The 14,059-nt window shown below is 72.3% G+C and carries 14 protein-coding genes and 1 pseudogene; 6 read left to right on the plus strand and 9 right to left on the minus strand.

Annotation, left to right across the window (positions count from 1 at the left end):
• Nucleotides 1–55: 55 nt before the first annotated feature.
• From C3488_RS02635 to C3488_RS02650, 4 genes and pseudogenes are all read right to left on the minus strand, one after another.
• Nucleotides 56–428 (minus strand): annotated as a pseudogene (locus tag C3488_RS02635) (hypothetical protein).
• 178 nt (nt 429–606) lie between these two features.
• The gene (locus tag C3488_RS02640) at nt 607–1,425 is read right to left on the minus strand and encodes an ABC transporter permease (RefSeq protein WP_103837646.1); all 819 of its coding nucleotides are present in this window, start codon (nt 1,423–1,425) and stop codon (nt 607–609) included.
• Nucleotides 1,422–2,378 carry an ATP-binding cassette domain-containing protein gene (locus C3488_RS02645; RefSeq protein WP_103837647.1) on the minus strand — a complete coding sequence of 319 codons (957 nt, stop codon included), beginning with the start codon at nt 2,376–2,378 and terminating at the stop codon, nt 1,422–1,424. The genes C3488_RS02640 and C3488_RS02645 overlap by 4 nt, the downstream gene beginning before the upstream one ends.
• 30 nt (nt 2,379–2,408) lie before the next feature.
• Nucleotides 2,409–3,074 (minus strand): DUF4097 family beta strand repeat-containing protein, encoded by a 666-nt coding sequence (locus tag C3488_RS02650; protein WP_103837648.1) that lies wholly within the window; start codon nt 3,072–3,074, stop codon nt 2,409–2,411.
• A 220-nt stretch (nt 3,075–3,294) separates the two neighbouring features.
• Here C3488_RS02650 and C3488_RS02655 point away from each other — a divergent pair, with 220 nt between their 5' ends.
• The 3 genes from C3488_RS02655 to C3488_RS02665 all read left to right on the plus strand — a co-directional run bounded on the left by C3488_RS02655 (nt 3,295) and on the right by C3488_RS02665 (nt 5,789).
• Nucleotides 3,295–4,050 carry a helix-turn-helix domain-containing protein gene (locus C3488_RS02655; protein WP_103837649.1) on the plus strand — a complete coding sequence of 252 codons (756 nt, stop codon included), beginning with the start codon at nt 3,295–3,297 and terminating at the stop codon, nt 4,048–4,050.
• A 208-nt stretch (nt 4,051–4,258) separates the two neighbouring features.
• Nucleotides 4,259–5,101, plus strand: a complete 843-nt coding sequence (locus tag C3488_RS02660) for a MurR/RpiR family transcriptional regulator (RefSeq protein WP_103837701.1) — start codon at nt 4,259–4,261, stop codon at nt 5,099–5,101.
• Between the two features lie 103 nt (nt 5,102–5,204).
• Entirely contained in the window at nt 5,205–5,789 is a 585-nt protein-coding gene (locus tag C3488_RS02665; RefSeq protein WP_103837650.1) for a hypothetical protein, read from the plus strand.
• Between the two features lie 43 nt (nt 5,790–5,832).
• On the opposite strand, the gene C3488_RS02670 is transcribed toward C3488_RS02665, so the two are convergent.
• The 5 genes from C3488_RS02670 to C3488_RS02690 form a co-directional block, all read right to left on the minus strand.
• Nucleotides 5,833–6,207, minus strand: coding sequence for a hypothetical protein (locus C3488_RS02670; protein ID WP_103837651.1), 375 nt, complete (start codon nt 6,205–6,207; stop codon nt 5,833–5,835).
• Nucleotides 6,208–6,223: 16 nt separating this feature from the next.
• Nucleotides 6,224–6,745 carry a roadblock/LC7 domain-containing protein gene (locus C3488_RS02675; protein WP_103837652.1) on the minus strand — a complete coding sequence of 174 codons (522 nt, stop codon included), beginning with the start codon at nt 6,743–6,745 and terminating at the stop codon, nt 6,224–6,226.
• Between the two features lie 43 nt (nt 6,746–6,788).
• On the minus strand, nt 6,789–7,637 hold the full coding sequence (locus C3488_RS02680; protein WP_103837653.1) for a hypothetical protein: 849 nt from the start codon (nt 7,635–7,637) through the stop codon (nt 6,789–6,791).
• The gene (locus C3488_RS02685; RefSeq protein ID WP_103837654.1) at nt 7,634–8,032 is read right to left on the minus strand and encodes a hypothetical protein; all 399 of its coding nucleotides are present in this window, start codon (nt 8,030–8,032) and stop codon (nt 7,634–7,636) included. The genes C3488_RS02680 and C3488_RS02685 overlap by 4 nt, the downstream gene beginning before the upstream one ends.
• A gap of 235 nt (nt 8,033–8,267) precedes the next feature.
• The gene (locus C3488_RS02690) at nt 8,268–9,629 is read right to left on the minus strand and encodes a diaminopimelate decarboxylase (protein ID WP_103837702.1); all 1,362 of its coding nucleotides are present in this window, start codon (nt 9,627–9,629) and stop codon (nt 8,268–8,270) included.
• Nucleotides 9,630–9,813: 184 nt separating this feature from the next.
• On the opposite strand from C3488_RS02690, the gene hutU reads away from it, so the two are divergent.
• The 3 genes from hutU to C3488_RS02705 are packed head-to-tail and all read left to right on the plus strand — an operon-like array spanning nt 9,814 to nt 14,023.
• Entirely contained in the window at nt 9,814–11,478 is a 1,665-nt protein-coding gene (gene hutU, locus C3488_RS02695; protein WP_103837655.1) for a urocanate hydratase, read from the plus strand.
• Nucleotides 11,475–12,692 (plus strand): allantoate amidohydrolase, encoded by a 1,218-nt coding sequence (locus C3488_RS02700; protein WP_103837656.1) that lies wholly within the window; start codon nt 11,475–11,477, stop codon nt 12,690–12,692. Before hutU ends, C3488_RS02700 begins: the two co-directional genes overlap by 4 nt.
• Nucleotides 12,683–14,023 carry a formimidoylglutamate deiminase gene (locus C3488_RS02705; RefSeq protein ID WP_103837657.1) on the plus strand — a complete coding sequence of 447 codons (1,341 nt, stop codon included), beginning with the start codon at nt 12,683–12,685 and terminating at the stop codon, nt 14,021–14,023. The genes C3488_RS02700 and C3488_RS02705 overlap by 10 nt, the downstream gene beginning before the upstream one ends.
• The last annotated feature ends 36 nt before the right edge of the window (nt 14,024–14,059 follow it).

Here is a 14,059-nt window from a genome sequence, read left to right on the forward strand (position 1 = left end):
TTGCGGTGGTCGGCGCTCAATTCGTTCGGCTCGCGGGACCACCGGGCTGGGAGGCTCAGTCTTCCCACTCGCTGTCCTGGGGAGACTTGCGGCGGCGGGCGAAGAGGCCCGGGTTGGTGCGGGCGGCCTGGACCGCGTTGACGCCGACGATGCCGAGCCAGGCGGCCACGACGCCGGACACGCCGCCGAAGGCGCCGCCGATCGCCGAGAGCGGGACCGCCACGACCAGCGACACGATGCCGAAGCCGAAGCGCTCGCCCCAGGAGTCCGTCGCCCGGGGCGAGCGTGCGCCGCGCGCCACGACCATGCGCTGCTCGGCCAGCTGCCGCCGCACCCGGCGGTCGATCGCGCCGTCGATGCGCTGGTCGACCTTCTCCAGGAAGGATGGCGTCGAGTTCCTTCTTCAGGTCGGCGTCGCGCGCGTCCATTCCGGTCATGCGCACAACGGTAGGGAAGCGGGGATCTCCCCGCACTGGGGACAACCCCCCGTTGCGGCGGGGGTCCACCGGCAGAACGCCGACGGGGCGGCGTACACCGACACCGCGTCGGTGAACGCCGCCCTCGGGCGTGATCGGGTTGCGGGAGGCGGCCCGCGTGCTCGTGTCGCTACTTCGGGTCGCGGTCGAACACCGACTTCGACCACAGGTAGCCGAGGACGGTCAGCGCCAGGCACCAGGCGATCGCGAGCCATCCGTTGTGGCCGATCTCGGTGCCGAGCAGCAGGCCGCGCAGGGTCTCGACGGCCGGTGTGAACGGCTGGTACTCGGCGATCGGCTGGAACCAGCCCGGCATCCTGTCGACCGGGACGAAGGTGCTGGAGATGAGCGGCAGGAAGATCAGCGGCATCGCGTTGTTGCCGGCGGCCTCGGCGTTCGGGCTGACCATGCCCATCCCGACCGCGATCCAGGTGAGCGCCAGGGCGAACAGGGTGAGCAGCCCGAACGCCGCGACCCACTCCAGGGCCGTGGCGTTCGTGGACCGGAAGCCGATGGCCACGGCGACGGCCCCCACGAGGACCACACTCATGATCGACTGCAGCACGCTGCCGACGACGTGCCCGACGAGCACGGACCCGCGGTGGATCGCCATCGTGCGGAAGCGGGCGATGATGCCCTCGGTCATGTCGTTGGACACGGACACCGCGGTACCGATCGTGGTGCTGCCGATGGTCATCAGCAACAGGCCCGGCACGAGGTAGGCGAGGTAGGCGGAGCGGTTGGCGCCGCCGCCACCGATGCCCGCGCTCATGGTGTCGCCGAAGATGTAGACGAACAACAGCAGCAGCATGACCGGGGTGAGCAGCAGGTTCAGGGTGAGGGACGGGTAGCGCCGGGTGTGCAGGAGGTTGCGGCGCAGCATCGTGGACGAGTCGCGCACGGCGAGGGAGATCCGGGTCGGGCGGGCGGGAGCCAGGCGGGAGCTCATCGGACGGTCTCCTTGGGCTGGTCGGGGACGTCGCCGCCGCCCGTCAGGGCGAAGAACACGTCGTCGAGGTCGGGGGTGTGCACGGTCAGCTCGTCCGCCTCGATGCCGGCCGAGTCCAGCCAGTCGAGGATGGAGCGCAGCTCGCGCTGGCTGCCGTCGCTGGGGAGTTGCAACGCCAGTGCCTCGTCGTCCCGGGTGACCTCGCGCAGGGTGAGGACGGCGCTCTCGTACGCGGCCGGGTCGGCGAAGCGCAGTCGCACGTGCCCGCCGGGGATGAGCCGCTTCAGCTCCTCGGCGGTACCCTCGGCGGCGATCTTCCCGTCGTCGAGCACGGCGATACGGTCGGCGAGCTCGTCCGCCTCCTCCAAGTACTGGGTGGTGAGGAAGACGGTGACGCCGTCGGAGACCAGCTCCCGGATGATCCGCCACATGTTGTGGCGGGAGCGCGGGTCGAGGCCGGTGGTCGGCTCGTCGAGGAAGATGATCCGCGGGTTGCCGACCAGGGTCATGGCGATGTCCAGGCGCCGTTTCATGCCGCCGGAGTAGGTGGATGCGGGCTTCTTCGCGGCCTCGGTGAGGTCGAAGCGCTCCAGCAGCTCGGCGGCGGTGCGCCGGCCCTCGCGGCGGGAGAGGTGGTGCAGGTCCGCCATGAGGAGCATGTTCTCCTCGCCGGTGATCAGGCCGTCGACGGCGGAGAACTGCCCGGTGACCCCGATCGTGGCGCGGACCGCCTGGGGGTCGGTGGCCAGGTCATGGCCACCGACGTGGAGCACGCCGGCATCAGCGCTGATCAGCGTCGAGAGGATCTTCACGGCGGTGGTCTTGCCGGCGCCGTTCGGGCCGAGCAGGGAGAAGATCGTCCCTTCGGGAACGGCCAGGTCGACGCCGTCGAGCACGACCTTGTCTCCGTAGGACTTGCGCAGTCCGTTCGCCGCGATGGCCAGGTCGGTCATGAGAGGTGCCCCCTGTTTCTGACTGCGGAACTACAGGCTGCGGGCGGTGATGTCGCCGTGGGAGGTGGTGGCGCGGATGTCGAGTTCGGCGGCGCCGTCGTTCTTGAGGGCGTTGCTGATGCGGCCGTGGCCGGTGGCGGCGTCCAGGACGGCCGAGACGCCGTCGGCGGCGGTGACCGAGATGTCGCCGGACTCGGTGCGCAGCACCAGCGTGCCGCGCCCGGCCTCGGCGATCCGGATGTCGCCCCGGGGGGTGCTGATCTGAGCGGAGCCGCCGAGCCGGCCGACCTCGACATCGCCGTCGACCGCGGTGAGGCGGACGCCGGCGGCCTCGTCGATCTTGATCTGGCGGTACGCGCCTTCGAAGGTGAGGTCGCCGAGGCGGCCGACGACCCGGAGTTCGGCGCCGGCCGCCTTGGCCTCGACGTGGGAGCCGGCGGGCAGTTGGACGGTCACCTCGACGGATCCGAAGGGTCCGAAGATCTGGTTCTTCGCCTCCGGGGCCGCGATCCGCAGGACGCCGTCGTCATAGGCGACCTCGATCTGCTCCGCCGCCTTCACATCGCGGCTCTTGGCGGCGTTTGCGGGCAGGACCTCGACCGTCGTGTCGGCCCGGTCGGAGGCGATGAACTGGATGCGTCCCGCGGGGATGCCGAGAACAGCGGAGACCGGGGTGGGGGTGGCGAACCTCTGCATGATGCGCTCCTGTCGATGTCGTTTCTGACTTTTGAAACGCTACGTTGCGTTCGAGATTCAGGCAAGAGATTCGTTGCGTAGAAGTAGCATCAACGCAGGTAGATGCAGCTAAATCATTGCAATGACTCTACACCTTAACGCAACGGCTCAGGCGGATCGTTGCAATGGCTTGAAGGTGAAAGCTAAGGTGGGCCCATCCCGCACCACGAAGGAGGCCGCGATGCCGGGAGGCAGGCTCACTCAGCAGGAACGCCAGCAGATCGCGCTGGGGCTGGCCGACGGGCTCGCCTACGCGGAGATCGCCAGACGTCTCGACCGTCCGACCTCGACCGTCACCCGCGAGGTCATGCGCAACGGCGGCCCCACCGCCTACCGCGCCGACCTCGCCCATCGCGCCACCGAACGCCGCGCCCACCGCCGCAGGCAGGCCGCGCCCCGCGGTCCGGAGGCGCCCCCGCAGGCTTACGGACGCGATCCCGAGGCCGTGCGCGCGTACGAGGAGACGCTCACCACCGTCTTCATGCAGTCCGGCACGCCCCAGATGATGGCGCGGGTGATGGCCTGCCTCACCATCAGCGACGCGGGCAGCCTCACCGCGTCCGAACTCGTCCAGCGCCTCCAGGTCAGCCCGGCGTCCGTCTCCAAGGCCATCGCGTTCCTCGAGAGCCAGGAACTCGTCCGCCGGGAACGCGACGAACGCCGCCGTGAGCGCTATGTCGTCGACGACGAGGTCATGTACCAGGCGATGATGTCCAGCGCCCGGGCCACCGCCCAGGTCGCCGAGACCGCACGGCAGGGCGTCGGTGTCCTCGGCCCCGGCACCCCTGCCGGCGCCCGCCTAGAGAACACCGCCCGCTTCCTCGACTACGTCTCCGAGAGCCTCGTCCGCGCAGCTGACCAGGCCCGCGAGATCCTCCACACGAAAGCCGAAACGGCCTCGGACGGGACGGCCACGCCACGGTCGGACCGCGGATAGGCAGCTGTCCTTGCGGCCACAGGCAGTGGCGCCCGCGCCGTATCCGTCAACCCGGGCCGACGCCGACACGGGCCCGTCAGTTCGCGGCTGGGGAGTTCAAGCCGCATCGCGTGCGGGGCGGACGACCGGCTTGCATATCGCCATGCAGGGTTCTCGGTGCTTGAATAGTCGGGCGGTGATCACGGGACCCTGGGAGGGGGAGCACGTCATGAGCGTGGCCGACAGCCCTGCCGCACGGCTGCAGGCGCTCTTCGAGGGGCACCGGCTCACGCCGACCCAGCGGCGCATCGCGCACAGCATGGTGCGACGGGCCGCCGACGTGCCGTTCCTGTCGAGCGTGGAACTCGCCGAACTCGCCGGGGTCAGCCAGCCGTCCGTGACCCGCTTCGCGGTCGCTCTCGGCTTCGACGGCTACCCGGCGCTGCGCCGGCACCTGCGCGAGGTCGCGCCCCCGGAACAGACGGCCGGGGCCGGCGCGTACAACGAGTACCAGCAGGCCGTGGAGGCCGAGATAGAGAACCTGAGGCATCTGGCGGAGGCGCTGGCCGACCCGCAGCCGGTGCACAAGGCCGGCCGGATCCTCGCCGCCTCGCGCCCCCTGCCGGTGCTCGGCCTGCGGGCCGCGGCCTCCCAGGCGTACGGCTTCGCGTACTTCGCGGCCAAGGTGCACCCGGACGTCAGGTTGCTCGACGAGGGCGGCACGATGCTCCAGGACCGTATCGACGCGGCCGTACGGGCGGGCGCGAGCGCGTTGCTCTGCTTCGCGCTGCCCCGGCATCCGCGCGAGGTCGTGGACACGCTGGCGTACGCCCGGGAAGCGGGCCTGACGGTGGTGACGGTCGCCGACTCGGCGTTCGCGCCCGTGGCCAAGGTGTCCGACCTGCTGTTGCCGGCCGCCGTCGGTACGGGACTCGCCTTCGACACGGCCTGTGCGCCGATGCTCCTCGGGCGGGTCCTCCTCGAAGCGATGTGCGACGACCTGCCGGACGCCCAGGCACGCCTGGAGGAGTTCGACACGCGGGCCGCGGCCCGGGGGCTGTTCGTCGAGTAGCCCGGTCCGCACGCCTCGCCGCGGGGTTTTCAGACTCGTCTCAGGTTCTCTCGCTAGCCTCCGTGCACTGAGGCGCTTCACAGGAGGAGACGGGAGGCCGGACGTGGTGCGCGGAGGACAGGGACTGGCTCGGGTGGCAGTCGTCGTGCGGGCGGGGGCAGCGCCGCTGTGGTGGCTCGGGGTGTTCGCGGCCGGCATCGGGATGCTCGTGCCGGGTGTGACCGGACGCCGGATCGGCGTCCTGGCCGGGGCCGCGCTGTTCGTCGTCGCGACCGCCGTCGTCGCCTTCTCCCGCCGCAAGCGGTACGCCGCCCTCGTCGGCGCTGCCGCCCGCGCCGGGAAGTACGACGTCCTCCAGGACCGGGCGGTCACCGTCCGCACCTGGCGGCGCGGCCACCGCTGGTGGCTGCTCGCCGCCTTCGCCGCCGCGCTCGGCAGCGCGTTCGCGGCGCCCGCCGTCGGGGGCATGCTGCTCGCCGGAACCGGCGCGGGGCTGCGCCTGAAGGCCGCCTGGCTCGGGCGGCGCGAGAAGGCCGACGACGTGCTGCTGTGGGTGCGCGTCGACTGGCTCGGCCGCCGGGGCGGCGGCCCCGCGGGCAAGGCGGTCAAGGGCTACCGCAGCACCGGCATCGCGGCCGGCGACGCGGCCCCGGGTGGGGCGCGCCGCCGTACCGCCGAGCTCGTCTAGCGGCCTTGTAGGGCACTGGTGCGGGGAGCGGCCGGGCGGAGGGTCAGACCTCCAGTTCCTCCTCGATCTTCCTCAGCTGGTGGCGGGCCATCGCCAGGTTGGCCCGCTTGGCGTCAAGGACGAGGTACAGGAACAGGCCGTTGCCGCCGCGGCCGGTGAGCAACCGGATCAGGTGGTACTGGTCGGACAGCGTGATCAGGATGTCCTCGATCTGGGCCTTGAGGCCGAGGTGTTCCATGGTGCGCAGCTTGGCCCGTACGACGTCGGTGTTGCCGGCGGCCGCGACGGTGAGGTCGAAGCTCTTGCTGCCGCCCATCGTGCCCAGGGCCATGCCGCTGGTGTAGTCGACGAGCGCGGCTCCGGTCGCACCCTCGATGGAGGCGAGCGCCTCTTTCAGCGCGGTTTCGGTGTTGGCCATTTCGGGATGAGTCCTTTCAACTTTCGGTGGTGGTTCGCGCGTTCGCGGCCGGACGTGGGCTCGCGGGGGTGCGCGCGGTGCGGGTCCGCGTGGGTGCGGGCCTGGTGGGTGGGGGCTGGGTGGGGGTCCATGGGGCGGGGGGCTGTGGTGGCGGCTCGGCGCGGGCGGCGGCCTCGTCGACCAGCTCGCCGATCCGGGCGCTCGCACGACGGCCCTCCAGGTGTAGCCGGCCGACGTTGACGCGGTCCTGGGCCAGTACCGTCAGGACGGCGTTGCGGCCCGCGGCGTACGTGGCCACGTAGCCGTGGACGCCGCGGACGAGCACCTCGCGGAAGTCGCCCTGTCCCGTCGCTTGCGCCAGCCGTACGGCGACGCCCAGCGCGGCCGCGGTGAGCGCGGCGACGCCTTCCGGTTCGACGCCGGGCGCGTCCTGGGCGAGGACGAGTCCGTCGACGCTGGCGGCGAGGGAGCCGGTCAGCTGGGGGATGCGGGATCTCAGTCGGCGGAGTTCGTCCAGGACGTCCGCCTCGGCTGTCATCAGCTGTCTCCTCTCGGCGCGAGGTCGCTGCCGCGCGGGGCGGTCAAAGGGCCTCCAGCGCATCTCTCAGCCTTTTCAGCAAGGTGATGTGGGGGTCTTGGCAGGGCAGCAGCTCTTCGGTGGGCGTAGGTGGTTCGCCGCCCGGTGCCGGCGCCGGGTCCGGTGCGGGGTCCGGTGTCGGCGCGGCGACACGAGGCGATACGAACCCCGCCGCCGCCAGGCGCCTTATGTCCACGAGCGTGTGGAACGCCGGGCGGCCCAGTGTCCGTGAGATGTCCGCCGCCGTTCGCGTTCCGTCGACGCGGCCCAGTACGGCTTCCTGGCGGGGTGTGACCGTCGGGACCGTCGGGCGGCCGGCGCGGACCAGAGGGGCCTCGTCGATCGCCGGGTCGGGCCAGATGGCGTGGAGCAGGTCCCGGCGGCGCAGTGTCTCCCGCTCCACCGCGGTCACCGGAACCGGGTGCACCGGCCCCAGCCAGTGGGCCTCGCCGTAGCGGAAGCGGGCGGGGGCGCTGCTCGGGCCCAGCACGAAGTACGCCGCGTCGAACAGCGCTCCCAGATGGCACAGCTCCAGGGCTCCCTGGACGATCCGGCCGCTGTCGACCAGGAACCGGCCCACCAGCCCCTGCGGCCCCGCCTGCGCGAGCGCCTCCCGCCAGTCCTCCTCGTCGAGCACGCCGTGCGCGATGAGCAGGCTGTCGAGGCCCGGGGTGGCGGGGCTCTCCGCGTACACCACCTGGCCCTCGGACAGGTGGAGCATCCCGCCCTCGCGCATCAGCACACCGGTGGCCCGCTCGGCGGCGAGCCGGCTGAGCATGGGGGACAGGCCGCCGCCCGGGATCCGCGTCCCCTGCCGTACCGGCAGCGCAGGCGGTAGTCCGACCATCGTCATCCCAGCACCAGCCGTCCGGCCATCTCGCCGAGCCGGATGCGGGCGAGGGCGAGGTTGCCGTCCTCGCGTGCCAGCCACAGGTGGAGGAAGACACTGCTGTCAAAGGTCGTCGGGACGAACCGGAGCAGGTGGTAGCTGTCCCGGTTGGCGACGATCAGATCCTCGACCGGACAGGCGTCCGCGGACCAGTCGGCGTCCCCCTCCGGTGCGAAGGCACGGTGTTCGGCGGCCAGCCGGGCCAGTTCCGCCGCCTCCGCCGCCGTCGTCTCGTGGTCACCGCCGGGGGCGTCGCCGACCGTGCCCAGCGCGAGCCCGCTGGTCCAGTCGACCACCGCGGCACCCCGGGCACCGGGCAGGCGCATGGCTTCCAGCAGACACTCGTCGATTCCGGGCACAGCGGTGCTCCCCTCCCGCCTCGGGTACGGCTGAGTGACACAGACGCTACGCAACGTGTGCGCGAAGGGTGAGGGATCCGGCATTTTCCAGTGGAACATGCGCGGGACCACTAAGGTGGGTCAACTGACCCTGTTCGCCGGGGTGTTGGTGCGAGTAGCGGTCCTTCTCGCTGACGTGCGGGTATGCGGTCCGCGTGCATACCGCAGGGGCGGCCGGGCAGGGCGCGCGGTTTCCTCAGAGCTCCGACAGCGCTCCCGCGCGCCCCCCGCCAGACTCCGCCACGATCTCCTCGACCGACTGCGGCTCCCGCACGACGGCGAACCGTATCCCGCCGTCCCCGTCCGGCGCGTAGCCGTACACCGCGGGCCGGGCAAGGGAGTTGTAGGCGTAGTGGTGCGCGAAGTAGTACGCGCCGGTGTCCAGCACCGCCACGTGGTCGCCCTGCTCCAGAAGCGGCAGCGCCCGTGCCTCGGCCAGCAGGTCGCCCGCGAAGCACGCCGGTCCCGCCACGTCCTGCACCACCTCGGGTCCCTCCTTGGGGCGCCCCTTCGCGTCGTAGGCGGCGATCCGCAGCGGCCAGGACGCCGGCGCGTACACCGTCCGCACCGCGACCTGCACCCCCGCGTGCGTGACCGCGACGGCCCGGCCGCCCGCGCTCTTGGTGTACTCCACGCGCGCCACCAGTGTCCCGTGCTTGGCCAGCAGCGACCGCCCGAACTCCGTGACCAGTCCGTACCGCCCGTCGAACAGCCCCGGCACCGCCTGAGCCAGCAGCCGCGCGTACTGCGCGTACGTCGGCGTCGTGACGTCGGAGCCGAAGTTGACGTGCAGTCCGCCGCCGATGTCGATCGTGTCGATCTGCCGGCGCCCGACGTGCCGGTTGATCTCCTCGGCGAGCGTGTACGTCTCCGCGACACCCCGCGCCATCAGCGACAGCGGCACCCCCTGAGAGCCGGAGTGCGCGTGCAGCCGCGTCAGCCAGGGCCGCTCCGCATAAGCGCGCACCACCCACTCGCGCGCCCCCTCGTCCCGCAACGCCACCCCGAACTTGGAGGTGGCCGTCGCCGTCGACAGCGCCTGGATGGAACCGGCCCCGGTCTGCGGATTCACCCGGATCCCCAGCGGGGAGTCCGTCCTCACCGTGTGGACGAGCTCGTCGAGCCGTGCCAGCTCCTGCGGGCTGTCCGCGTTCACGGCGGCGCCCAGCTCCAGCGCCTGGCGCAGCTCGGCCGCCGTCTTGGCGGGCGAGTCCAGCACGATGCGCTCCGGCGCCACCCCGGCCGCCCGGGCCAGCGCCATCTCTCCGGGGCTCGCCACCTCGGCGCCGATGCCCGCCTCGCGCAGCAGCCGCAGCACCGGCACCAGCGGGGTCGCCTTGACCGCGAACGCGTGCAGCACCGGCGTCCCCGGCGCCACCACCGCGTCGAAGGCCGCCCGCAGCGCCGCCGCCGAGTCCCGGATGCCCGCGACGTCCAGCAGGCCGGCCAGCGGGGCGTCCGGCCCCAGCAGCCCGTGTTCGACGGCGGCCCGCACGGCGTCGTGGCGCCGTGCCGCCCGCTCGGCGTCGCCGCCTCCCCCTGTCCCGATGTTCGCCATCTCCACCGCGTCCCCCGTCCCGTGTCACCGTCTGCGGTCATGCCTCCAGCCAAACATCCCGGCCCCGGCCCTGCTGGCGCAAGGACGTATTGACTAGTTCTATTCAGATGGTCAGGATGTGAATAACCACTGCAACAGTCCCGCGCGCCCCCGCCGCGTGACGCCGTCCATCAGGAGGCAGACCATGTCAGGACCCCGGCCCGTCCGAGCGCCCCGCGGCACGGAACGCAGCGCCCTGGGATGGCAGCAGGAGGCCGCCCTGCGGATGCTGCAGAACAACCTCGACCCCGAGGTCGCCGAGCACCCCGACAAGCTCGTCGTCTACGGCGGCACCGGCAAGGCCGCGCGCGACTGGCGCTCCTTCGACGCGATGGTCCGTACCCTGAAGACCCTCAAGCAGGACGAGACGATGCTCGTCCAGTCCGGCCGCCCCGTCGGCGTCATGCAGACCCACGAGTGGGCGCCGCGCGTCCTCATCGCCAACTCCAACCTCGTCGGCGACTGGGCCAACTGGGAGGAGTTCCGCCGTCTGGAGGCCCTCGGCCTGACCATGTACGGGCAGATGACCGCCGGCTCCTGGATCTACATCGGCACCCAGGGCATCCTGCAGGGCACCTACGAGACGTTCTCCGCCGTCGCCGCCAAGAAGTTCGGCGGTTCGCTCGCCGGAACCATCACCCTGACCGCCGGCCTCGGCGGCATGGGCGGCGCCCAGCCGCTCGCCGTCACCATGAACGACGGCGTCGCGATCTGCATCGACTGCGACCCGCGGGCCATCGAGCGCCGCATCGAGCACCGGTACCTGGACGTGAAGGCCGACTCGCTCGAGCACGCACTCCAGCTGGCCGTCGAGGCGCGCGACGCCCGCCGTCCGCTGTCCATCGGCGTCCTCGGCAACGCCGCCGAGCTGGTGCCGCAGCTCCTCGCCATGGGCGCCCCCATCGACGTCGTCACCGACCAGACCTCCGCCCACGACCCGCTCTCGTACCTCCCGGTCGGCGTCGCCTTCGAGGACATGGCCGCCTACGCCGCCAAGGACCCGGCCGGCTTCACCACCCGTGCGCGTGAGTCGATGGCCCGGCACGTCGAGGCCATGGTCGGCTTCATGGACGCCGGTGCGGAGGTCTTCGACTACGGCAACTCGATCCGTGGCGAGGCGCAGCTCGCGGGTTACGAGCGGGCGTTCGCCTTCCCCGGGTTCGTCCCCGCCTACATCCGGCCGCTGTTCTGCGAGGGGAAGGGCCCGTTCCGGTGGGCGGCCCTGTCGGGCGACCCGGCGGACATCGCGAAGACCGACAAGGCGATCCTCGAGCTCTTCCCCGAGAACGAGTCCCTCGCGCGCTGGATCAAGATGGCCGGCGAGCGGGTCCACTTCCAGGGACTTCCGGCGCGTATCTGCTGGCTCGGGTACGGGGAGCGGGACAAGGCCGGAGAGCGGTTCAACGACATGGTGGCGAGCGGGGAGCTGAGCGCGCCGATCGTCATCGGCCGCGACCACCTCGACTGCGGGTCCGTCGCCTCGCCGTACCGCGAGACGGAGGCGATGCTCGACGGGTCGGACGCGATCGCGGACTGGCCGCTGCTGAACGCCATGGTCAACGTGGCGTCCGGCGCGTCCTGGGTGTCCATCCACCACGGTGGTGGCGTGGGGATGGGCCGCTCCATCCACGCCGGGCAGGTGACGGTGGCCGACGGCACCGCGCTGGCCGGCGAGAAGGTCCGCCGGGTCCTCACCAACGACCCCGGGATGGGTGTCATCCGGCACGTCGACGCCGGGTACGACATCGCGGAGTCCGTCGCCGAGGAGCGGGGCGTGCGGGTGCCGATGCGCGAGGGTGACGACGCGTGACGTTCCACAGCATGTGGGCGGAGTTGCTGCCGGTCGGCCGCGACTCCGCCTCCGGTGGCTACCGGCGCTTCGCCTGGAGCGGTGCCGACGCCGAGTGCCGGGCCTGGTTCCAGGAGCAGGCCGAAGTCCGGGGGCTGGTTCACGAAGTCGACCGGAACGGGAACCAGTGGGCCTGGCTCGGGGACCCCGCCCAGGGGGACGCCGTGGTCACCGGCTCCCACCTCGACTCCGTGCCCGACGGCGGGGCCTTCGACGGGCCTCTCGGGGTCGTGTCCGCCTTCGCCGCGCTCGACGAGCTACGGAGCAGGAACGTCCGGTTCGCCAAGCCCCTGGGCATCGTCAACTTCGGCGACGAGGAAGGCGCCCGGTTCGGGCTGGCCTGCGTCGGGTCGCGGCTCGCCGCCGGGCAGCTCACCCGCGAGCAGGCCCACCGGCTGACCGACGGTGACGGGATCACCTTGCCGCGGGCCATGGAGGCCGCCGGGTACGACCCCGACGCCATCGGGCCCGATCCCGAGCGGCTCGGCCGAATCGGCGCGTTCGTCGAGCTGCACGTCGAGCAGGGGCGGGCGCTCGACATCGGCGGGGACGCCGTCGGAGTCGCCAGCGCCATCTGGCCGCACGGCCGGTGGCGGTTCGACTTCCGGGGCGAGGCCAACCACGCGGGGACCACGCGGCTCGCCGACCGGCGCGACCCCATGCTGCCGTACGCCGAGACCGTGCTCGCCGCCCGCCGTGAGGCCGAACTCGCCGGTGCCGTGGCCACCTTCGGGAAGATCGCCGTCGAGCCCAACGGGGTCAACGCGATCCCCTCCCTCGTCCGCGGCTGGCTCGACTCCCGTGCCGCCGACCAGGCGAGCCTCGACACCGTGGTGGGAGGCATCCAGAAGGCGGCCCGGGAGTGCGCCGATGCACACGGTGTCGATCTCGACGTGGTGCGCGAGTCGTTCACGCCGGTCGTCGAGTTCGACCACGCCCTGCGGGACGAAGTGGCCCGCATCCTCGGCCGGGACACCGACCTGACCGTGCCCGTCCTCGGCACCGGGGCGGGACACGACGCCGGGATCCTCTCCGGGAGCATCCCGACCGCCATGCTGTTCGTGCGCAACCCCACGGGCGTGTCGCACTCCCCGGCCGAGTACGCCGCCGAGGACGACTGCCTGGCCGGGGTGGCCGCGCTCGCCGACGTACTGGAAGGGCTGGTGTGCAGGTGACACGGACGTACTGGCTGGAGCACGCCTGGCTCGACCCGGCCGTCGAGCCGGGCGTCGCCCTGGAGGTGGCCGACGGGCGCATCACCGCGGTCCGCACCGGCGTCGACGCCCCACCGCCCGGCGCCGAGGTCCTGCGCGGGCTGACCCTCCCCGGGCTCGCCAACGCCCACAGCCACGCCTTCCACCGCGCCCTGCGCGGCACCGTCCAGATCGGCTCGGGGACCTTCTGGACCTGGCGCGAGGTCATGTACTCGTTCGCGGACAGACTGGCCCCGGACACGTACCACGCGCTCGCCCGCGCCGTGTACGCGGAGATGGCGCTGGCCGGGGTCACCGCCGTCGGCGAGTTCCACTACGTGCACCACGCCCCCGGCGGCACCCCCTACGCCGACCCCAACGCCATGGGGGAGGCGCTGATCGCGGCCGCCGCCGAGGCCGGCATCCGGATCACCCTCCTCGACACCGCCTACCTGTCCTCCGGCTTCGGACAGCCGCCCAACACCCACCAGCTCCGCTTCTCCGACGGCACGGCCGAGGCCTGGGCGGAACGCTGTTCAGTTCTCAAGGAACGCGATCACGCACGGATCGGTGCGGCGATCCACTCCGTACGGGCGGTGCCCGCCGAGCAGTTGGAGACGGTGGCGCGCTGGGCGCAGGAGCGGCGGGCCCCGCTGCATGTGCACCTGTCCGAGCAGACGGCCGAGAACGACGCCTGCCGGCAGGCACACGGCCGTACCCCGACCCGGCTCCTCGCCGACCACGGCGTCCTCGGGCCGCGCACCACCGGGGTGCACAACACGCACCTCACGGACGAGGACATCCAGCTGATCGGCTCCACCGGCACCGGCACCTGCATGTGCCCCACCACCGAGCGGGACCTCGCCGACGGCATCGGTCCGGCCCCGGCCCTGCAGGCGGCCGGCTCGCCGCTCAGTCTCGGCTCCGACAGCCACGCCGTCATCGACCTGTTCGAGGAGGCCCGCGCGATGGAGCTGAACGAGCGGCTGCGCACCCGCACCCGCGGTCACTGGACGGCGGCGGCCCTGCTGCGGGCCGCCTCCGCCGACGGGCACGCCGCGCTCGGCTGGGACGGCGCGGGCGCCCTGGAGCCGGGCGCGCTCGCCGACTTCACGACGATCGCGCTCGACTCGGTCAGGACCGCAGGGCCCCTGCCACGGCTGGGCGCCGAGACGGCGGTATTCGCCGCGACGGCAGCGGATGTGCGCCATACGGTCGTGGGCGGCCGGCACGTCGTCCGCGACGGAGCCCACCTGCTCGTACCGGACGTGCCACGCGCGCTGGCGGACGCCGTCGAAGCCCTGCGCGCCTGACGACCCGAAGCCACACGTCCGCGACGCCGCCCGCCG

Origin of the sequence: Streptomyces sp. Ru72 (assembly GCF_002920635.1) — a bacterium.
Classification (GTDB): Bacteria; Actinomycetota; Actinomycetes; order Streptomycetales; family Streptomycetaceae; genus Streptomyces.